Source organism: Aquitalea denitrificans, from assembly GCF_009856625.1.
GTDB lineage: Bacteria > Pseudomonadota > Gammaproteobacteria > Burkholderiales > Chromobacteriaceae > Aquitalea > Aquitalea denitrificans.
In genome coordinates this window covers 3758815-3778587 of sequence record NZ_CP047241.1, presented here as the reverse complement: position 1 = coordinate 3778587, position 19773 = coordinate 3758815, and the positions used below count along the sequence as shown (strand labels likewise).

19 protein-coding genes are annotated in these 19773 nt (G+C 58.3%); 14 read left to right on the top strand and 5 right to left on the bottom strand.

All coding sequences use genetic code 11. The annotated features are described in order from the left end of the window. The first annotated feature begins 165 nt into the window (after positions 1-165). The 14 genes from GSR16_RS21510 to recG all read left to right on the top strand — a co-directional run bounded on the left by GSR16_RS21510 (position 166) and on the right by recG (position 13909). The gene (locus GSR16_RS21510) at positions 166-807 is read left to right on the top strand and encodes a methyl-accepting chemotaxis protein (RefSeq protein WP_420837526.1); all 642 of its coding nucleotides are present in this window, start codon (positions 166-168) and stop codon (positions 805-807) included. Between the two features lie 671 nt (positions 808-1478). Then, positions 1479-2417 (top strand): ubiquinol oxidase subunit II, encoded by a 939-nt coding sequence (cyoA, locus tag GSR16_RS17400; protein ID WP_240902528.1) that lies wholly within the window; start codon positions 1479-1481, stop codon positions 2415-2417. Between the two features lie 3 nt (positions 2418-2420). Next, positions 2421-4463: a cytochrome o ubiquinol oxidase subunit I gene (gene cyoB, locus GSR16_RS17395; RefSeq protein WP_159879616.1), complete on the top strand. Its 2043-nt coding sequence runs from the start codon at positions 2421-2423 to the stop codon at positions 4461-4463. Between the two features lie 14 nt (positions 4464-4477). Further along, positions 4478-5089: a cytochrome o ubiquinol oxidase subunit III gene (gene cyoC, locus GSR16_RS17390; protein ID WP_159879614.1), complete on the top strand. Its 612-nt coding sequence runs from the start codon at positions 4478-4480 to the stop codon at positions 5087-5089. Continuing rightward, entirely contained in the window at positions 5089-5412 is a 324-nt protein-coding gene (gene cyoD / locus GSR16_RS17385) for a cytochrome o ubiquinol oxidase subunit IV (RefSeq protein WP_159879612.1), read from the top strand. Before cyoC ends, cyoD begins: the two co-directional genes overlap by 1 nt. Before the next feature lie 11 nt (positions 5413-5423). Next, positions 5424-6308, top strand: a complete 885-nt coding sequence (gene cyoE, locus GSR16_RS17380) for a heme o synthase (protein WP_159880887.1) — start codon at positions 5424-5426, stop codon at positions 6306-6308. 216 nt (positions 6309-6524) lie between these two features. Continuing rightward, on the top strand, positions 6525-7529 hold the full coding sequence (dusA, locus tag GSR16_RS17375) for a tRNA dihydrouridine(20/20a) synthase DusA (RefSeq protein WP_159879610.1): 1005 nt from the start codon (positions 6525-6527) through the stop codon (positions 7527-7529). An 82-nt stretch (positions 7530-7611) separates the two neighbouring features. Next, positions 7612-8205: an RdgB/HAM1 family non-canonical purine NTP pyrophosphatase gene (rdgB, locus tag GSR16_RS17370; RefSeq protein ID WP_089083825.1), complete on the top strand. Its 594-nt coding sequence runs from the start codon at positions 7612-7614 to the stop codon at positions 8203-8205. Next, positions 8202-9443: a radical SAM family heme chaperone HemW gene (hemW, locus tag GSR16_RS17365; RefSeq protein ID WP_159879608.1), complete on the top strand. Its 1242-nt coding sequence runs from the start codon at positions 8202-8204 to the stop codon at positions 9441-9443. The genes rdgB and hemW overlap by 4 nt, the downstream gene beginning before the upstream one ends. Next, complete coding sequence (locus tag GSR16_RS17360; protein ID WP_089083823.1) at positions 9444-9827, top strand: RidA family protein; 384 nt, start codon at positions 9444-9446, stop codon at positions 9825-9827. It abuts the gene before it with no gap. 144 nt (positions 9828-9971) lie between these two features. Further along, positions 9972-10400, top strand: a complete 429-nt coding sequence (locus GSR16_RS17355; RefSeq protein ID WP_159879606.1) for a hypothetical protein — start codon at positions 9972-9974, stop codon at positions 10398-10400. Positions 10401-10412: 12 nt separating this feature from the next. Beyond that, complete coding sequence (locus tag GSR16_RS17350; protein WP_159879604.1) at positions 10413-11249, top strand: PhzF family phenazine biosynthesis protein; 837 nt, start codon at positions 10413-10415, stop codon at positions 11247-11249. 99 nt (positions 11250-11348) lie between these two features. Next, positions 11349-11783 (top strand): DUF2147 domain-containing protein, encoded by a 435-nt coding sequence (locus GSR16_RS17345; protein WP_159879602.1) that lies wholly within the window; start codon positions 11349-11351, stop codon positions 11781-11783. Between the two features lie 77 nt (positions 11784-11860). Beyond that, entirely contained in the window at positions 11861-13909 is a 2049-nt protein-coding gene (gene recG / locus GSR16_RS17340; protein WP_159879600.1) for an ATP-dependent DNA helicase RecG, read from the top strand. Positions 13910-14170: 261 nt separating this feature from the next. Here recG and GSR16_RS17335 read toward each other — a convergent pair whose 3' ends face one another. The 5 genes from GSR16_RS17335 to pstS form a co-directional block, all read right to left on the bottom strand. Beyond that, on the bottom strand, positions 14171-15631 hold the full coding sequence (locus GSR16_RS17335; protein WP_159879598.1) for an inorganic phosphate transporter: 1461 nt from the start codon (positions 15629-15631) through the stop codon (positions 14171-14173). 259 nt (positions 15632-15890) lie between these two features. Further along, positions 15891-16655 carry a phosphate ABC transporter ATP-binding protein PstB gene (pstB, locus tag GSR16_RS17330; protein WP_159879596.1) on the bottom strand — a complete coding sequence of 255 codons (765 nt, stop codon included), beginning with the start codon at positions 16653-16655 and terminating at the stop codon, positions 15891-15893. A gap of 12 nt (positions 16656-16667) precedes the next feature. Continuing rightward, positions 16668-17516 carry a phosphate ABC transporter permease PstA gene (gene pstA, locus GSR16_RS17325; RefSeq protein WP_159879594.1) on the bottom strand — a complete coding sequence of 283 codons (849 nt, stop codon included), beginning with the start codon at positions 17514-17516 and terminating at the stop codon, positions 16668-16670. Positions 17517-17594: 78 nt separating this feature from the next. After that, complete coding sequence (gene pstC / locus GSR16_RS17320) at positions 17595-18557, bottom strand: phosphate ABC transporter permease subunit PstC (protein ID WP_159879592.1); 963 nt, start codon at positions 18555-18557, stop codon at positions 17595-17597. A gap of 117 nt (positions 18558-18674) precedes the next feature. After that, entirely contained in the window at positions 18675-19715 is a 1041-nt protein-coding gene (pstS, locus tag GSR16_RS17315) for a phosphate ABC transporter substrate-binding protein PstS (RefSeq protein WP_159879590.1), read from the bottom strand. Positions 19716-19773 lie beyond the last annotated feature (58 nt).

Genomic DNA, 19773 nt, shown 5'->3' with positions numbered 1-19773 from the left:
GAATTGTTGGGGGTGAATATCAACCAGACCCAGACCGCCGTGTTCTTCTATCCCGCCCAGGACAATTTCCAGGATGATTTCATCCAGCGTTTCCCGGTGCACTATGCCAATTTCAAGAACTACTTTTACAGTAGGGAAGTGTCACGGGCACAGTGCATCGACCGGATGAAGTCGCAGGTGATTCACGAACTGCAGGGCTACAAGAGCTTTGCCAGTCAGTTGATGGAAAGCCTGCCACTGTTCCGGCAGGCTTCTGCCGAACTGGTGACCCATCTGGTGGCCATCCAGAACGAGATTTCCCGTTTTTCCGGCAGTGTGGAACAGGGCAACAAGACCTCGGCCAATGTCAGCCTGCGTATTGTCGAACTGGAAAAGGATGCCCGGCAGATTGGCGACGTGATGCTGATGATCAAGAAGATTGCCGAACAGACCAATCTTCTGGCACTGAATGCGGCAATCGAGGCCGCCCGCGCCGGTGAGGCTGGCCGCGGCTTTGCCGTGGTGGCGGACGAAGTGCGCAAACTGGCTAATAACACCCAGTCCAATCTGGATGCTACCGGTGGTGCGGTTGAACATGTGATGAGCGGTGTGGCCCAGGTGGGCGTGGATATGCGACTGATGAGCGAGCATGTCAGCAGCTTTGCCGGTGAAATGCAGCAGGTGGTGGAGCTGCTGGGCAAACTGACTGCCTCGTCCAATAGTAGCCAGGAACAGTTGGATCAGATGGTAGGCAGTACCGGCGAGCTGTACGAGCGCATGCGCAAGGTGGATCAGGACCTGGAGGCCATTCTGGCGCTCGAACGCTGAATCTGCCGCCTCCGGATTTCACCAGCCGCCGACTTGCTTGCAAGCGGCGGTTTTTTCATGCCCAAAGCACGGAGTGCTGTGCTTGCGGACTGCCGGAGGATGCTGGTGCGCTGACATTTTCTTGTAACAAAATGTAACGACACAAATGCTGCATCGCGCAAGTAATGCTTATGGCTTAAATCGTTGTCGCGTCAGCCACAAGTTGAGCTAATTGACCTTGATGCAAATCAAATATGCACCATTTTGAGGCGTATTTGCTCCTCAAACTGCGCGCCGCTTGCTTGCTAAGCGCAATGAAACTGATTTTTAATAGCGCGCCCGCCACTGTGACAAATTGACGCAAGCTTGTCAGCCCATGCCATTTGGCCGCTCGACTCTTTCTTCGCAAGTGGTGGTGTGGTGTGTTTTCTTCAAGAAGGCCCGCCACGCTGGTGCTGCCTGGCAGCACGGCTTACAGCGGTATGCCTGGTACTGCCCTGCGGCAGCCAAACCACTCATACCGACAGTATTTACGGACGGTATTCACCCTGGACCGGGCTGCGTGTGTGCGAGCCAGGCCCGGACTGCGGGACTTTCCCGCCTGGACATCACTGATCGTGACGCGGCTGTACCAGCCAGGACACGGTCTCTCGCGCTAGTGCGAGCAAGGAATCTTTAACCCGTAAAGTCGTATGATGAGAAACTCTAGACCCACCCGCCTGTTGTGGGGGCTTTCTCCTGTCGTGACTGCACTGCTCACCGGTTGTCAGGGTGGCATTCTTGACCCGAAAGGGCAGGTTGCAGCGGATGAGAAGTCCCTGATCATCACGGCCACCGTGCTGATGTTGCTGGTTGTCATTCCGGTGATCGTGATGACTTTCCTGTTTGCCTGGAAGTACCGTGCCAGCAACAAGGACGCCATCTACACACCCAAGTGGTCGCACTCCAACAAGATCGAGGCCGTGGTCTGGATCATTCCCATCATCATCGTGGCCTGTCTGGCGGTGGTGACCTGGAAAACCACCCACAAGCTGGACCCGTACCGTCCGCTGGATTCGGACAAGAAGCCGATCAACGTGCAGGTGGTGGCCATGAACTGGAAGTGGCTGTTCATCTATCCGGATCTGCATATTGCCACGGTCAACCAGATCGCCTTCCCCAAGGATGTGCCGGTCAACTTCCGTATCACCTCGGATGCGGCGATGAACTCCTTCTTCATCCCGCAACTGGGCGGCCAGATTTACGCCATGGCCGGCATGGAAACCAAGCTGCATCTGGTAGCCAACGAGGCAGGTACTTACAAGGGCTTCTCCGCCAACTACAGCGGTGCTGGCTTCTCCGGCATGAAGTTCAATGCCATTGCCACCGAAACACCGGAACAGTTTGATGCCTGGGTACAGAAGGTACGCGCATCGGGCAAGGCCCTGAATGCCGACACTTACCTCGCCCTGTCCAAGCCGAGCGAAAACAATGCCGTGGCCTTCTTCAATACGCCTGAACCGCGTCTGTTTGATGCCGTGCTGCACAAATACATGGCAGGTCGCCAGTCGCTGGCTGCCACGGACGACGAACTGAAGCTGGCGGCACTGACCAAGCGTCTGTGCGAAACCCCGGCCGTCAAGGAGCAATAATCGATGTTGTTAGGCAAACTGACTCTGGATGCCATCCCCTACAAGGAACCCATCATCGTCGCCGCGCTGTCCGGCGCCGGCCTGATGGGCCTGCTGGTGATGGCACTCATTACCAAATTCGGCAAGTGGGGCTATCTGTGGAAAGAGTGGCTGACCTCGGTCGACCACAAGAAGATTGGCGTGATGTACATCATCGTCGCCATGGTCATGCTGTTGCGTGGCTTTGCCGATGCACTGATGATGCGTGCCCAGCTGGCCATGGCCACCGACGGGCATCTGGGGGTATTCCCGCCAGAACACTACGACCAGATCTTCACCGCGCACGGTGTGATCATGATCATCTTCATGGCCATGCCGTTCATGACCGGCCTGATGAATATCGTGGTGCCGCTGCAGATTGGCGCGCGCGACGTGGCCTTCCCCTTCCTGAACTCGCTGAGCTTCTGGCTGCTGGTGTCGGCGGTGATCCTGGTCAACCTGTCGCTGGGTGTGGGCAACTTTGCCCGTACCGGCTGGGTGGCCTATCCGCCGCTGTCCGAGCTGGGCTTCAGTCCTGATGTGGGGGTGGATTACTACACCTGGGCGCTACAGATATCCGGGATAGGGACGACGCTAACGGCGATCAACTTCCTGGTGACCATCATCAAGATGCGCGCACCGGGCATGAAGCTGATGCAAATGCCGATCTTCACCTGGACCTGCACCTGGGCCAACGTGCTGATCGTGGCTTCCTTCCCCATCCTGACCGGCGCCCTGGCCATGCTGAGCCTGGACCGCTACCTGGACTTCCACTTCTTTACCGCGGAAGCCGGTGGCAACGCCATGATGTACCTGAACCTGTTCTGGGCCTGGGGCCATCCTGAAGTTTACATTCTGGTGCTGCCGGCTTTCGGTATCTTCTCCGAAGTCATCTCCACCTTCTCCGGCAAGCGCCTGTTTGGCCACACTTCCATGATCATCGCCAGTGGCGTGATTTCGGTGCTGGGCTTCATGGTGTGGCTGCACCACTTCTTCACCATGGGTTCCGGTGCGGACGTCAACGCCTTCTTCGGTATCGCCACCATGGTGATTTCGGTGCCCACCGGCGTGAAGCTGTTCAACTGGCTGTTTACCATGTATCAGGGTCGTATCCGCTTTACCCCGCCGGTATTGTGGACCATGGGCTTCATGGTGACCTTCTCCATCGGCGGCATGACCGGCGTGCTGATGGCCGTTCCGGGTGCCGACTTCGTGCTGCACAACAGCCTGTTCCTGATTGCCCACTTCCACAACACCATCATCGGTGGCGCGGTATTCGGCTATCTGGCTGGTTTCTCCTACTGGTTCCCCAAGGCCTTCGGCTTCAAGCTGAATGAAAAGCTGGGCAAGGCAGCCTTCTGGTTCTGGCAGAGCGGCTTCATGTTTGCCTTTATCCCGCTGTACATCCTGGGCTTCCTGGGCATGACCCGTCGTCTGAACCATACCGACAATCCGGCTTGGGACCCGTGGCTGTACATCGCCTGCGTGGGTGCCGTGCTGATTGCCTGCGGTATCGGCTGCCAGCTGCTGCAGATCGTGGTGAGCATCCGCGACCGTAAGAAACTGGCCGACGTGACCGGCGACCCGTGGAATGGCCATACCCTGGAATGGTCCACTTCCTCCCCGCCGCCGTTCTACAACTTTGCTGTCGTGCCGCATGTGCATGATATCGACGCCTTCACCGACATGAAGGAAAAGGGCGAAGCCTACAAGGTGCCGCAGAAGTACGCACCGATTCACATGCCGAGCAATACCGCCACCGGCGTGTACATCGGCGGCTTCACCACCCTGCTGGGTTTTGCCCTGATCTGGCATATCTGGTGGCTGGCGATTGTCGGCCTGGTCGGCATCATCGGCGCCATGCTGGCCCGTGCCTACGACAACAATCTGGACTACTACGTGCAGCCGGATGAGGTCGAAACAATCGAGCGTGCCCACTTCGAGCAGATGGGCATTGATGTGGACAACTACACCGAACGCGATGCCGACAAGCCGCGTCGTGGCAGCCGTCCCACCACTACCGCTTAATAGGTTGAGCCAAGATGAGTACTTATGTAGAGCACGCGCACGACGCGCATGACGACCACGAGCACCACGACAGCGGTTCGCAGACCGTGCTGGGCTTCTGGTTCTATCTGATGACCGACTGCATCCTGTTCGCCACCGCTTTTGCGGCATACGCGGTGCTGTACCGCAACGTTGCCACCGGTGTTTCGGGCAAGGAAATCTTCGAGCTGCCTTATGTGATGGGTGAAACCGCAGCCCTGCTGCTGTCCTCCATCACCTACGGCTTTGCCATGATTGCCGGTTACAAGGGCAACAAGTCGGCCGTGCTGGGCTGGCTGGCGGTCACCTTTGCCTGCGGTGCGGTGTTCATCGGCATGGAAGTGAACGAGTTTCACCACCTGATCGCCGAAGGCCATGGCCCGAATGTCAGCGCCTTCCTGTCGTCCTTCTTCGGTCTGGTGGGCTTGCACGGCCTGCACGTGACCGCCGGCCTGCTGTGGATGACGGTGATGATGTTCGAAGTGGCCAAGACCGGCCTGACCGGCCGCGCCATGACCCGTCTGAACTGCCTCAGCCTGTTCTGGCACTTCCTCGACATCGTGTGGATTTGCGTCTTCACCGTCGTGTACCTGAAAGGAGCCATGTAATGAGTCAGGCTCATGAACACGCTGCCGACCACGGCAGTGTAAAAAGCTACCTCACCGGTTTTGTGCTGGCCATCATCCTCACCGCCATCCCGTTCTGGATGGTGATGAGCGGTGGCTTCACCAAGCAGGCCACCATGATCGGCATCTTCGGCTTCGCCGTGGTGCAGATCATCGTGCACCTCAAGTACTTCCTGCATCTGAACTTTACCAAGGACGGCAAGCTCAACAGCTTCTCCTTCCTGTTCACCGCGATGATCATCGTGATGCTGGTTGGCCTGTCGGTGTGGATCATCTCCACCGCCGATGCGCTGATGTTGCGCTGAGCCGGGACGTGATGAAACTCAAGCGCTATTTGCAGGTGACCAAGCCGGGCATCATCTTCGGCAACCTCATTTCTACCGTGGGTGGTTTCTTGCTGGCAACACAGGGTCGTCTGGACTGGACCCTGTTGCTGGCCACGGTAGTGGGGCTGTCGCTGGTGGTGGCCTCCGGCTGCGCCATCAACAACTGCATCGACCGCGATATCGACGCGCGTATGGCCCGCACCCAGAAACGGGTGCTGGTGACCGGCGACATGAGTCCCAAGGCGGCACTGGCCCACGGTTTTGTGCTGGGCGTGGCCGGCTTTGCCACGCTGGCGATCTGGACCAACATCCTGGCCTTGTGCTGTGCGCTGTTCGGTTTCCTGATCTATGTCGGCGTGTACAGCCTGTACATGAAGCGCAAGTCGGTTTACGGCACCCTGGTGGGCAGCCTGTCCGGTGCAGTACCGCCGGTGGCGGGTTACTGTGCCGCCAGTGGCCGCTTTGACAGCGGTGCTGCCATCCTGCTGCTGATGTTCTGCCTGTGGCAGATGCCGCACTCCTACGCCATCGCCATCTTCCGCTTCAAGGATTACGAAGCGGCGAAGATTCCGGTGCTGCCGGTCGTGAAGGGCATCTCCGAGGCCAAGCAGCAGATCGTGCTGTACATCCTGGCCTTTGCCGTGGCGACACTGCTGCTGGTGTTCTACGGCTATGCCGGTTATGGCTATCTGGCGGTGGCCTGTGCCACCAGCCTGTGGTGGCTGAAGATGGCGCTGTCCGGTTACAAGGAAAGCACTGACGACCGCGTCTGGGCGCGTCAGGTGTTCTTCTTCTCCATCATCACCGTGACCGCACTGTCGGTGATGATGGCGGTGGATGGCCAGGTGCCGGCGCATATCGGCTGGATGCTCTGAGCCCTGCTCATGTCAGATCAAGCCTCCGCCAGCAGCCAGTCTGCCGCGGAGGTTTTTCTTTGCCCGCCGGCTTTGACCATGAGCAGGCTTGACCCTGCACCAGAGCGCGCCGGATAATGTGCGCCCTGTTAAGTCTCTGTTTTTGCAGCATGTCAGCAGCCGCTGCCCTCTGATGCACCCTGGCCTGCAAGGCCGGGTTCACTTGCCCTGACCACGATGAATGCCACCAAGCCTGTATTGCCCTCACGCCGTCTGTCCGTAGCCCCCATGCTGGACTGGACCGACCGCCATTACCGCTACTTTGCCCGGCAAATCAGCCGCCACACCTGGCTGTATACCGAAATGGTCACCACCGGCGCGCTGCTGTATGGCGATGTGGAGCGGCACCTGCGCTTTGACGAAGCCGAACACCCGGTGGCCCTGCAACTGGGCGGTTCCGAGCCGTCCGAGCTGGCGCAGTGCGCGCGGCTGGCGCAACAGTGGGGTTACGACGAGGTCAACCTGAATGTCGGCTGCCCGTCCGAGCGGGTCCAGAAGGGTGCCTTCGGTGCCTGCCTGATGGCAGAGCCGCAACTGGTGGCCGACTGCGTCAAGGCCATGCGGGATGTGGTGGATATCGATGTCACCGTCAAACACCGTATCGGTATCGACCAGATTGAGCATTATGACTATCTGGCCGATTTTGTTGATCAGGTGGCTGCCGCCGGTTGCAACACCTTTATCGTGCATGCGCGCAATGCCATCCTCAAGGGTCTCAGCCCCAAGGAAAACCGCGAAATCCCGCCGCTGAAATACGATTATGTCTACCGGCTGAAGCAGGAGCGTCCCGAGCTGGAAATCCTGATCAACGGTGGCGTCAAGACCAATGCCGAAATCGCTGAGCACCTGCGCCATGTCGATGGGGTGATGGTGGGGCGCGAGGCTTATCACAACCCCTGGCTGATGGCCGAGTGGGATGCTGCTTTCTATGGTGATGACAGCACCGCGGTGACCCGCCAGCAGGTGGTGGAAGCCATGCTGCCCTATATCCGCGCCCGTCTGGCCGAGGGCCACAAGCTGCGTAATATTGCCCGCCATATACTCGGTCTGTTCCAGGGCATGCCGGGCGCGCGCCAGTGGCGACGCATGCTGTCCGATGCCAAGCTGTTGGATGGTGCTGACGAAGGCCTGCTGTTGCAGGCATTGGCGGCCATGCCGTCCCGCGTGTCCGACACCGAATAATCCGTGCTGACAGCAGGGTGGACGCGGCATGGTTGGCCGCTTACCCTGCTGTTCTGCGCTGTACGCAACAGGATGAATCCACATGTTCGACAAACTGGTTCTCGCCAGCAATAACGCTGGCAAGCTGCGTGAATTTTCCGCCCTGCTGGCACCGCTGGGTGTCACCGTCATCCCGCAAGGGCAACTCAATGTGCCGGAATGCCCGGAGCCGCATTACACCTTTCTGGAAAATGCGCTGGAAAAAGCCCGTCATGCCAGCCATGTCACCGGCCTGCCGGCGCTGGCCGACGACTCCGGCATCTGCGTGGAAGCGCTGGGCGGCAAGCCGGGTGTATTGTCAGCACGCTATGCCGGCGAGCCCAAGTCGGACGAGCGCAATAACGCCAAGCTGATCGAAAAGCTGCAAGGCAAGGACAATCGCCGCGCCTGGTATTACTGCGTGCTGGTGCTGGTACGCCATGCCGACGACCCGCAACCACTGGTGGCCGACGGCATGTGGCTGGGCGAAGTGCAGGATACCGCAGCAGGCGAGGGCGGTTTTGGCTATGACCCCTACTTCTACCTGCCAGAATTCGGCTGCACCGTCGCCCAACTGGCAGCCGAGGACAAGAACCGTGTCAGCCATCGCGGCAAGGCCATGCAGGCCATGCTGAGCAAACTGCGTGAGCTGGCATGAGCGTGATTGACCTGTCCGGGCTGAAGGGCGGCCTGCGCGAACTGCCGCCGCTGTCGCTGTATATCCATTTCCCCTGGTGCGTGCGCAAATGCCCGTACTGCGATTTCAACTCGCACGAGCTGAAAAGCGGTAATGGCCAGACCGTACAGTGGAACCCGCAAGCTGGCGTCGCCAGCGGTGGTTTCGATGAAATGGCCTATGTGGAAACCCTGCTGCGCGATCTGGAATACAGCCTGCCCGCCATCTGGGGCCGCAGTGTCAGCACCATCTTCATGGGCGGAGGTACACCCAGCCTGTTTTCGGCGCAGGCCATGGACACCCTGCTGGCGGGTATTCGTGCCCGGCTGCGGCTGTCGCCGGAAGCGGAAATCACCATGGAAGCCAACCCCGGCACCTTCGAGGCGGAAAAATTCCGTGGCTACCGCGAAGCCGGCATCAACCGCCTGTCTATCGGCATCCAGAGCTTCAACCCGCAACACCTGCAAGTATTGGGGCGGATTCACGATGGTGACGAGGCGCGCCGTGCCATCGACATCGCGCTGTCCTGCTTTGACAACGTCAATCTGGACCTGATGTATGCCTTGCCTGGTCAGACGCTGGAACAGGCACTGCAGGATATCGACACCGCCTTGTCGCATGGCATCACTCACTTGTCGGCTTACCACCTCACCATCGAACCGAACACGCTGTACGCTGTGCGCACGCCGCAAAACCTGCCGGATGATGAAGTGTCCGCCGACATGCAGGATGCCATCGAAGCACGATTGGCCGCTGCCGGTTTCGAACATTATGAAACCTCGGCCTTTGCCCGGCCCGGCAAGCGCAGCCGTCATAACGTCAATTACTGGCAGTTTGGCGACTATCTGGGCATTGGTGCCGGCGCGCACGGCAAGATCAGCAGTCACGAAGGCATCGTGCGGGAAATGCGGCACAAGCAACCTGCGGCCTATATCCAGGCAGTGGCCGATGGCCAGCCGGTGCAAAGCAGCCGCAAGGTGAAGCGCGACGAGCTGCCGTTCGAGTTCATGATGAATCTGCTGCGGCTGACCGGCGGCTTTGAAACGCGGCTGTTCACCGAGCGTACCGGTTTGCCTGTATCCTGTATCCGCAATGAATTGCAGCAGGCCATCCAGCAAGGATTGCTGGAGCAGGATGCCACCACCATTCGCCCCACTTTGCAGGGGCAACGTTTTCTCAATGACCTGTTAACCCTGTTTCTCGGGGACGGAGATCAGTAAATGACCAAAGAAATCATCCACACTGCAGATGCACCGGCCGCCATCGGCGCTTACTCTCAGGCTGTGAAGGCTGGCAACACCGTTTACCTGTCCGGCCAGATTCCGCTGGACCCGGCCACCATGACCGTGGTGGAAGGTGGTTTTGCCGCCGAAACCCATCAGGTGTTCAAGAACCTGAAAGCCGTGTGCGAAGCCGCCGGTGGCAGCCTGGACCAGATCGTCAAGCTCAATGCCTACCTGACCGACCTGTCCAATTTCGCCACCTTTAACGAAATCATGGGCCAATATTTCAGCCAGCCTTACCCGGCACGCGCCGCCGTTGGCGTGGCCAGCCTGCCCAAGGGTGTGCAAGTGGAAGCGGAAGCGGTGCTCTTCCTGGGCTGATTTTTCGCCCGATTACCGCAGAAACAGGCGATTTTGATCGCCTGTTTTTTATTGTGTGCATCATCCTGACTGATGGCGCAGCAGCCAGTACCGGGGGAATCGGCTTTCATCTGGGGGCCGAATCCCTCTGCTGGAGTGCTGACCATGTATCGCCGCCTTATTTCCCTGCTGTGCGGGCTGTCGTTGTCGACGGTGCTGCAGGCTGCCGTATTCAAATGTATCAGCCCCTCCGGGCAGCACAGCTATCAGGACCATCCCTGTCCGGCAGATCATGTGGCCCATACTCTGAAGAGAGGCTATTTCAGCCAGATCAGCCGCGAGCCTTACCAACTGGATATTGTCAAACTGCAGCAAAAGCAGCCAACTTGGCAGGAGCGGCAGTTGCAGCGGGAGCAGCATAAAACACAGCGCCAGCTGCAGCAGGCGCTGAAAATCTGTAATCAGCTGCGTAGTCGCCAGCACAAGCTGCAAGGGCAGTTACAGCGCAGTCGTTCTGCCCGGCAAACACTGCGTTTACAGGAGCGGCTTGCCAGCCAGCAACAGGCCTTGCAGGATGCTGCCTGTATTCCATGATGCGAGATGACCATGCCAAGCCATGCTTTTGAAATCGTCAATGTGTTTGCCGAGACTACCTTTGGTGGTAATCCGCTGGCCGTATTTACCGATGCACGCAGCTTGCCGGATGTATCCATGCAAGCACTGGCCCGGCAGTTGAACCTGTCGGAAACGGTTTTTGTCTTGCCCTCGACGCAAGCCAACGCGCGTTTGCGCATTTTTACGCCTGCACATGAGCTGCCATTTGCCGGCCACCCAACCCTGGGGGCTGCCGCAGTGCTGTATCGCCAACAGGGACTTGGCGATGCCTTCACACTGGAAACTAAAGCAGGGGTAATTCCCATCGCGCATCAGGATGGCCTGTTTACCTTGCAGGCGAATCCGGCGCACGAACGTGATGCCGGGCTTGCCATCGACGCGGCAGCAGCCATGCTGGGTTTGCCTGCCGCCGCCATAGCCGCACCGCCCAGCTGGCTGGATACCGGCAGTGAGCAGCTGCTGATTCAGGCCAGTAGCCGTGCCGCGGTGCTGGCCGCGCGGCCGGTTCCGGCGCTGTTTGCCCGCGATGCCTGCCTGCGGCCGGGGCGCAGTGTTGCCTATCTGTGGCATGAAGCGGACAAGCTGGCCACGGTGCGGCTGTTTTTCGAGCAGGATGGCGCGGTGCTGGAAGACCCTGGCACCGGCTCGGCCTGTGCCAATCTTGGGGGATGGTGCAGCCTGCATCAGCGTTATCCCCTGCAGTGGAGAGTGGAGCAGGGAGCGGTGCTACAACGCCCCAATGTGTTGCACTTGACTGTGGATGGGCAGCGTCGTATTTATGTCGGCGGTCGCGTCATTCCTGTGGCGCGTGGTGAATTTGTCTTGTGAGCCGGAGCCATGCTTGACGGTTAGCCAGCCCCTTGGCATCCTAGAGCCGCAGCTCCAAACTAGCGTTTCAAAAAAGACAGACAACACGAGGAAAACATCATGAGCACATTGTGGAAAGCCGCTGTCGTGGCCCTGGGCTTCACCGCTTTTTCGCATGCCGCACTGGCTGATAGCCCGATCGGCAGTTGGAAGACTATCGACGACGATACCAAGCAAGCCAAGGCCGTGGTACAGATTGCCGAAGGAGCCAATGGCGAGCTGTCCGGCAAAATCGTCAAGCTGTACCAGAACCCGGATGTCGTGTGCGAAGCATGCGATGGTGAACGCAAAGGCAAACCGGTGAATGGCATGACCATTCTGTGGGGCCTGAAGAAAGACGGCGATACCTGGGCCAATGGCAAGATTCTGGACCCGCACAATGGCAAGGTATACAGCGCCAAGATGAAAGTGGTGGATGGTGGCAAGAGGCTGGAAGTGCGCGGCTTCCTGGGGGTTTCGCTGCTGGGTCGCACCCAGGTGTGGGAACGCCAGTAATCTTAATTGATAGACGCAGAACAGGGCGGCGTGCCGACAAGGTGCGCCGCCCTGTTTTTTGGGTACAATCCCTGCTGATGACCCAAGCCAATGACCTCGCCAACCAGCCGCTGAATGTGGCTCCCGCTCTGGCCAAGAAGCTGGACAAGCTCGGCCTGCGCCGCCGTTTCGACCTGGTGCTGCATCTGCCGCTGCGCTACGAAGACGAAACCCATCTTTACCCCATCGCCGCCGCGCCATATGGCCAACCCGTGCTGGTGGAAGGACGGGTCATCAGTCACGACGTACAGTTCCGTCCACGCAAGCAGTTGCTGGTGCGTATCGAGGATGCCAGCGGTGTGCTGGTATTGCGTTTCATCCATTTTTATCCCAGCCAGCTCAAGCAGTTTACCGATGGCGCACTCATCCGTGCGATGGGTGAAATCCGTCGTGGTTTTCATGGCGATGAAATGGTGCACCCCAAAACCCGCGAAGTCGTAGAAGGCAGCCCACTGGCTGAAAGCCTGACACCGGTCTATCCCACGGTCAACGGTGTCACCCAGCCGATGCTGCGCAAGTTGATTCGCAGTGAGCTAAAGCTCCTGCCACTGCCTGAAACCCTGCCGGAGTCGGTGATCGGACCCCTCAGGCTGCAGAGCTTTGCCGATGCGGTGCACCTGTTGCATTTTCCGCCGCCCGAATATTCTGCCAGCCAGTTGTCCGAGCCCGGCTTGCCTGCATGGCAGCGGCTCAAGTTTGATGAGCTGCTGGCACAGCAACTCTCCATGCGCTTGGCCTACCGTGCACGCCGCCAGGGGCAGGCTGCAGCAATCCGGGGTAACGGCAAGCTCAGGCAGGCCCTGTTCGCGCAGCTACCGTTTGAACTGACCCGGGCACAGCAAAACGTGCTGGACGAAATCAATACTGACCTGGCGCAGGCACACCCCATGCACCGGCTGTTGCAGGGGGATGTCGGCAGCGGCAAGACCGTGGTGGCTGCGCTGGCCGCCTTGACCGCCATTGAGGCCGGTTTTCAGGTGGCGCTGATGGCACCCACCGAAATCCTGGCCGAGCAGCATTACCGCAAGCTGTCCGGCTGGCTGGAGCCGCTGGGACTGACCGTGTGCTGGTTATCCGGCAGTCTGCGCAAAAAGCAGAAGGAACAGTCGCTGCTACAGATGGCCAATGGCGAAGCCCAACTGGCAGTTGGCACCCATGCCTTGTTTCAGGATGGCGTCAGCTTTTCCCGCCTTGGGCTGGTCATTGTGGACGAGCAGCACCGCTTTGGCGTGGGGCAGCGCCTGGCACTCAAGCAAAAGGGGCAGGAACCCCACCAACTGATGATGTCGGCCACGCCAATACCCCGCACCCTGGCCATGAGCTTTTATGCCGATCTGGATGTGTCCGTCATTGATGAATTACCACCGGGCCGCACGCCCATCGTCACCAAGCTGATCAACAGCAGCCGGCGCGAAGAGGTGATCGATTATGTGCACAAGACTTGCGGTGAAGGGCAGCAAGTCTACTGGGTATGCCCGCTGATTGAAGAGTCGGAAACCTTGCAGTTGCAAACAGCGGTGGATACCCATCGCGTACTGGCAGCCCAGCTGGCGCAATGGCAGGTCGGCCTGGTGCATGGGCGCATGAAACCGGACGAAAAGGCTGCCGTGATGGCTGCCTTCACCAAACGGGAATTGCAGGTATTGGTGGCCACCACGGTGATTGAAGTGGGGGTGGATGTACCCAATGCCAGCCTGATGGTGATCGAACATGCCGAGCGCATGGGCCTGTCGCAATTGCACCAGCTGCGTGGCCGGGTTGGGCGCGGTACCGCCCGCAGTGTCTGCATGTTGCTGTTTGAAAACCCCTTGTCAGAGCTGGCCAAGGCGCGCCTGAAAGTGATTTACGAGAATGTGGATGGCTTCGAGATAGCCCGCCAGGATTTGCTGATACGCGGCCCGGGTGAGTTTCTCGGTGCCCGGCAAAGCGGGGTGCCAATGCTCAGGTTTGCCAATCTGGAAGACGATATCGAATTGCTGGAAGCCGCACGCGAGCTGGCGCCAGAAGTGCTGCAGCGCTGGCCGGAAGCGGCAGAGGCGCACCTGGAACGCTGGCTGTCCGGACGCGAGCACTACCTCAAAGCCTGAAGTCCCCCTGTTTTCTGCTTTTCCTGCCAGCATCAGCCAAAAAAAGCGCCTCATTCCAAGCGGAATGAGGCGTCAAGGGATTGCTGCAAACAACAAAGGAGAAACCATGATTAAGCGCAGTAATATTAGCAAATAATAAAATAACGAATCAATGGTGTTGTTGCTGCTGTTTGATCCTGATCAAACTACACCGGCCATGATGCCCATCATAGAAAAAGCCGCCCGAGGGCGGCTTTCGTCTGCAAGCAACAATGAGTAGCTTTACTTCAGCCAGTTGCTGGCCAGGTAATACAGGCTGCCAGCCAGCAGCATGGCCACTGGCATGGTAAACAGCCAGGCCAGCAGGATGGAGCGCACAGTAGACCATTGCAGACCGGCCTTGTCAGCCACCATGGTGCCGGCTACGCCGCTGGACAACACATGGGTGGTGGAAACCGGCAGGCCGAACTGACTGGCAAGGCCAATGGATACGGCTGCAGTCAGTTGTGCCGACATGCCCTGCGCGTAGGTCATGTCTTTCTTGCCAATACCTTCGCCAACGGTTTTTACCACGCGACGCCAGCCAATCATGGTGCCACCGCCCAGCGCCAGCGCCACGGCAATGATGACCCAAGTCGGGGCGTATTCTGTGGTAACAGTCAGATCCTTGCGCAGATTGCTCAGCAATTGCTTGTCGTCAGCACTCAGATTGGGTAGGGAGCCTGCCTTCTTGGCCGCGTCATCCAGACAGAGCAGATCAGTACGAACATCCCAACGCTTGTTGTCCGGCAGATTGCGATAGGTGCTGCCATCACCCAGCGCGGTGATCAGGTTGTCAGCGGTGCGCAGGGTATCCCGCGGGCGACAGTCATGTATATTGCTGTCAGCAGCTACCGGCTTGAACATGGTGTCCAGTGCGGTCTGGTGGCGGTTGTAGAACTGTTGCAAGTGCAGGGCGGCATCACGGGTACGCTCGATCTGGTAAGGCGTGCTGTCCAGGTTGAGTACATATTTGGCCGGCACGATGCCGATCAGTACCAGCATGATCAGGCCGACACCCTTCTGGCCGTCATTGGAGCCGTGGGAGAAGCTTACCCCCATGGAACTGACGATCAGCATGAAGCGCATCCAGAATGGCGGATGCTTGCGGCCTTCCACCTGCTGCCGCTGGAAAGGCGTCTTGTGCATATTGCTTTGCGGGCGTGAACGGCGCAGTACCATCACCAAAAGACCGGAGAGCAGGGCACCAACCAGTGGTGAACACAGCAGGGACAGACCGACATCGACAGCTTTGGCCCAGTTGACGCCTTGCGCTAACGGTGTGCCGTTGATCAGGCAATTGGCCAGGCCGACACCCAGGATGGCGCCGATCAGCGTGTGCGAGCTGGACGCCGGCAAACCGAAATACCAAGTGCCCAGATTCCAGGCAATCGCGGCGGTCAGCAGGGCAAACACCATGGCCATGCCGCGCGCGGTATTGACGGAAACCAGCAGGTCAACCGGCAGCAAATGAACAATGGCATAGGCAACCGCCAGGCCGCCAGTCAGCACGCCCAGAAAGTTGAATACGCCAGAGGCAAAAACCGCCAGCCGGGGCTTCATCGACTGGGTGTAAATGACGGTGGCAACTGCGTTGGCCGTATCGTGAAAACCGTTGATGAACTCGAAGGCCAGGACAAAGCCCAGCGACAGAACCAGGGTGATGGCCACATGAGTGTCCAGCCCTGCGAAGAGGTCCAGCATGATCATGAAAATCGTGTAAAGGAAAGCCGGGATTGTTGTGTCCAGACCTGCAGGCGTCAAGTAAATGAGACAAAAAAAAACCGGCTTGTCGTTTTCCCGTCGCGGGAAAGGGACCATTCTTGACAGGCCGGGTTTTCACCCGGTTTTTTCAGGCTTTGCCCAGGGGCAGTACAGCGATTTCAAGCTGAAATCGACCACCATGCAAAACAACACCCCGCGGGCATGATAGCAGGCGGGGTGTTGGTCGGGGACCGCGGAATCAGCCGAATTTGCCGGTGATGTAATCCTCGGTAGCCTTTTGTTTCGGCGCAGTGAAGATATTGTCGGTTTCGCCAAATTCCACCAGTTCACCCAGATACATGTAGGCGGTGAAGTCGGAAACCCGTGCCGCCTGCTGCATGTTATGGGTGACGATGGCGATGGTGTAGTCCTCTTTCAGTTCATGAATGAGTTCTTCGATGTGGGCCGTGGAAATCGGGTCCAGCGCCGACGTCGGTTCGTCCAGCAGCAGTACTTCCGGACGCGAAGCTACGGCACGGGCTATGCACAGGCGCTGTTGCTGACCACCGGACAGCGAGTTGCCGGACTGCTTCAGCTTGTCTTTTACCTCATCCCACAGTGCGGCCTTGCGCAGTGCCCACTCCACGCGATCATCCATTTCAGTCTTGGACAGCTTTTCGTACAGCTTCACGCCGAAGGTGATGTTGTCGTAGATGGACATCGGGAACGGCGTCGGCTTCTGGAACACCATGCCAACCTTGGCGCGTAGCAGATTGATGTCTACGTCGCGCGCAAGGATGTTATTGCCATCCAGCAGGATTTCACCTTCCGAGCGCAGGCCGGGATAGAGCTCGTACATGCGGTTGAAAGTGCGCAGCAGGGTGGATTTGCCACAACCGGACGGGCCAATGAAGGCAGTCACCATGCGCGGGGCGATTTCCAGATTGATGTTTTTCAATGCGTGGAAATTACCGTAGAAGAAGTTCAGATTCTTGACCTGAAGCTTGACGTTGTTATCAGCCATTGTCGTCATGCCTTAATGCGATTGGGTTTTCTGGCTGCCCATCCAGCGGGCAAGGATATTAAGCGTCAACACGCTCAGGGTAATCAGCAAAGCACCGGTCCAGGCCAGGGTGTGCCAGTCTTCGTACGGGCTCATGGCAAACTGGAAAATCACGATGGGCAGGTTGGCCATCGGCTGGTTCATATTGCTGTTGAAGAACTGGTTGTTCAATGCGGTAAACAGCAAGGGGGCGGTTTCTCCCGAAATGCGGGCCACTGCCAGCAGGATGCCGGTCAACACCCCGGCCTTGGCCGAACGCAAGGTAACGTACAGGGTGATTTTCCACTGCGGTGCGCCAAGGGCGGCGGCAGCTTCGCGCAGGGTGTTGGGTACCAGTCGCAGCATGTTTTCGGTGGTGCGTACCACTACCGGAATCACCAGCAGGGCGAGGGCAAGAGAGCCGGCCCAGCCGGAGAAGTGCCCGACGCTGACAACATAGACTTCATAGACAAACAGGCCGATCACGATGGACGGTGCCGACAGCAGAATGTCGTTGATGAAACGTGTGGCTGGTGCCAGCCAGCCGCGCTGACCGAATTCTGCCAGATAGATGCCTGCCAGAATGCCGATCGGCGTGCCGATCAGCGTGCCGGAAATGGTCATGGCCAGGCTACCGTAAATGGCATTGGCCAGACCGCCCTGGCTGCCCGGTGGCGGCGTACTCTGGGTGAACACCTGCAAATTGATGCCAGACAGGCCATGTTGCAGCAGGGTAATCAGAATCCAGAACAGCCAGAACAGGCCAAAGGCCATGGTCAGGGTGGAGGCCCCCATGTTGAAGGCATTCACCAGACGGCGGCGACGATAGATAGAAGTATTCATGGTGCTGCTGCTTCCGCTGCGATCCTGAACGTTCAGGGATTCGCTCAATGTGCTGTTAGCCATGATGATAGCGCCTTGTCAGGATGCCTTGCCTTCCTGTTTCTGCAGACGCAGCAACAGGAGCTTGGCGCAGGCCAGTACGACGAAGGTGATGAAAAACAGGATCAGCCCCAGTTCGATCAGCGAGGCCATGTGGAACTCACCTGTTGCTTCGGCAAATTCATTGGCCAGGGCCGATGAAATCGACTGGCCCGGTTCGAACAGGCCGACGGCAAAGCGCGAGGAGTTGCCGATCACGAAGGTCACCGCCATGGTTTCGCCCAGTGCGCGGCCAAGGCCCAGCATGATGCCGCCCACTACGCCGGTCTTGGTGTAGGGCAGTACTACATAGCGCACCACTTCCCATGTGGTGGAGCCCAGGCCGTAAGCCGACTCCTTGAGCATGGTGGGTACCACTTCAAACACATCGCGCATCACCGAAGCGATAAAGGGAATTACCATCACTGCCAGAATCAGGCCGGCGGTAAATACGCCAATGCCCATCGGAGCACCCTGAAACAGCAGGCCGATCAACGGAATGTCTCCCAGATTGTCGATCAGCAGCGGCTGCACGTGATCAGCAAACAGCGGGGCAAATACAAACAGGCCCCACATGCCGTAAATGATGGATGGGATACCTGCCAGCAGCTCCACGGCAATCCCAAGCGGTCGCTTGAGCACGTTGGGGCAAAGCTCGGTCAGGAAGACGGCAATGCCAAAGCTGACCGGTACACCGATCAGCAAGGCAATCACCGAGGTGGCCAGGGTGCCGAATACCGGAACCAGGGCACCGAATTTCTGCGCTACCGGATCCCAGTCGCTATCAGTCAGAAAGCCCCAGCCAAATTTGCTCAGGCTTGGCATGGCACCAATGATCAACGAAATCAGAATGCCAACCAGCAAGGCCAGTACCAGAAAGGCAAAGCAACGCGTGGCTATTCTGAACAGATTGTCTAGCAGCAGTTGCCGCTGCATTTGCTGGTTATTACTGAACTTTTCCATGAGGGATACTCGGTCGCGTCTCAGACAAAAAGCCGGGGTGGTGAACCCCGGCCTTGTAGCTACAGCAACTGGCACGGTGCCTTGTGTGCACTGTCATTTGCTGTAGCCAAGCTGCTATCAATTCAGAACCGGCTTGCCGCTGGCATCGGTAATCTGCTTCCAGCTGGTGCGAATGACCGTCTTGACGTTGTCCGGCATCGGGATGTAATCCAGATCCAGCGCAGTCTTGTCGCCATTCTTGTAAGCCCAATCAAAGAACTTCAGTACTTCGGTGCCTTGTGCCGGCTTGTCCTGTTTCTTGTGCATCAGGATAAAGGTGGCACCAGCAATAGGCCAGCTGTCTTTGCCCGGCTGGTTGGTAAGCAACAGATAGAAGCCCGGTGCCTTTTTCCAGTCGGCATTGGCTGCAGCGGCACGGAAGGACTTGTCGCTAGGGGCTACAAAGCTGCCGGCTTCATTCTTCAGGTCGCCATAAGCCAGCTTGTTCTGCTTGGCGTAGGCATACTCGACATAACCAATCGAACCCTTGATGCGGGTTACATAGTTGGCCACACCTTCGTTACCCTTGCCACCCACACCGGTCGGCCAGTTTACCGCGGTATTGGAGCCAACCTTGCTCGCCCACTCGCTGGAAACCTTGGACAGGTAGTTGGTGAAGATGAAGCTGGTGCCGGAACCATCGGAACGGCGAACCACAGTGATTTTCTGATCCGGCAGCTTGACGCCCGGGTTCAGGCTGGCAATGGCCGGGTCATTCCACTTGGAAACCTTGCCCAGGAAAATGTCAGCCAACAGCTGGCCGGTAAACTTGACCTGACCGGCTGCAATGCCCGGTACGTTGATAACCGGTACAACACCGCCGAGTACGGTCGGGAACTGGGTCAGACCGGATTTTTCCAGCTCTTCCGGCTTCAGCGGCATGTCGGAAGCACCGAAATCGACAGTCTTGGACTGGATCTGCTTGATGCCACCACCAGAGCCGATGGACTGGTAGTTCATGTTGTTGCTGGTTGTTGCCTTGTAGGAAGTGGCCCACTTCGCATACAGGGGGTAGGGGAAGGTAGCGCCGGCACCGGTAATATCGGCAGCCATGGCGGCACCAGCAACGAAGCCGGCGGACAAGGCCAGCGAGGCGACCAGACGTACAGACTGTTTCATGCTTGCTCCTGAGTATTGGGGTAAGGGCCTGCTTAAGTGTTGAGGCGCATCCTATTCC

Coding starts and splice junctions, on each gene's coding strand:
- GSR16_RS21510 (WP_420837526.1), top strand. CDS start 166: ATGAAGTCGCAGGTGATTCACGAACTGCAGGGCTACAAGAGCTTTGCC.
- cyoA (WP_240902528.1), top strand. CDS start 1,479: ATGATGAGAAACTCTAGACCCACCCGCCTGTTGTGGGGGCTTTCTCCT.
- cyoB (WP_159879616.1), top strand. CDS start 2,421: ATGTTGTTAGGCAAACTGACTCTGGATGCCATCCCCTACAAGGAACCC.
- cyoC (WP_159879614.1), top strand. CDS start 4,478: ATGAGTACTTATGTAGAGCACGCGCACGACGCGCATGACGACCACGAG.
- cyoD (WP_159879612.1), top strand. CDS start 5,089: ATGAGTCAGGCTCATGAACACGCTGCCGACCACGGCAGTGTAAAAAGC.
- cyoE (WP_159880887.1), top strand. CDS start 5,424: ATGAAACTCAAGCGCTATTTGCAGGTGACCAAGCCGGGCATCATCTTC.
- dusA (WP_159879610.1), top strand. CDS start 6,525: ATGAATGCCACCAAGCCTGTATTGCCCTCACGCCGTCTGTCCGTAGCC.
- rdgB (WP_089083825.1), top strand. CDS start 7,612: ATGTTCGACAAACTGGTTCTCGCCAGCAATAACGCTGGCAAGCTGCGT.
- hemW (WP_159879608.1), top strand. CDS start 8,202: ATGAGCGTGATTGACCTGTCCGGGCTGAAGGGCGGCCTGCGCGAACTG.
- GSR16_RS17360 (WP_089083823.1), top strand. CDS start 9,444: ATGACCAAAGAAATCATCCACACTGCAGATGCACCGGCCGCCATCGGC.
- GSR16_RS17355 (WP_159879606.1), top strand. CDS start 9,972: ATGTATCGCCGCCTTATTTCCCTGCTGTGCGGGCTGTCGTTGTCGACG.
- GSR16_RS17350 (WP_159879604.1), top strand. CDS start 10,413: ATGCCAAGCCATGCTTTTGAAATCGTCAATGTGTTTGCCGAGACTACC.
- GSR16_RS17345 (WP_159879602.1), top strand. CDS start 11,349: ATGAGCACATTGTGGAAAGCCGCTGTCGTGGCCCTGGGCTTCACCGCT.
- recG (WP_159879600.1), top strand. CDS start 11,861: ATGACCCAAGCCAATGACCTCGCCAACCAGCCGCTGAATGTGGCTCCC.
- GSR16_RS17335 (WP_159879598.1), bottom strand. CDS start 15,631: ATGCTGGACCTCTTCGCAGGGCTGGACACTCATGTGGCCATCACCCTG.
- pstB (WP_159879596.1), bottom strand. CDS start 16,655: ATGGCTGATAACAACGTCAAGCTTCAGGTCAAGAATCTGAACTTCTTC.
- pstA (WP_159879594.1), bottom strand. CDS start 17,516: ATGAATACTTCTATCTATCGTCGCCGCCGTCTGGTGAATGCCTTCAAC.
- pstC (WP_159879592.1), bottom strand. CDS start 18,557: ATGGAAAAGTTCAGTAATAACCAGCAAATGCAGCGGCAACTGCTGCTA.
- pstS (WP_159879590.1), bottom strand. CDS start 19,715: ATGAAACAGTCTGTACGTCTGGTCGCCTCGCTGGCCTTGTCCGCCGGC.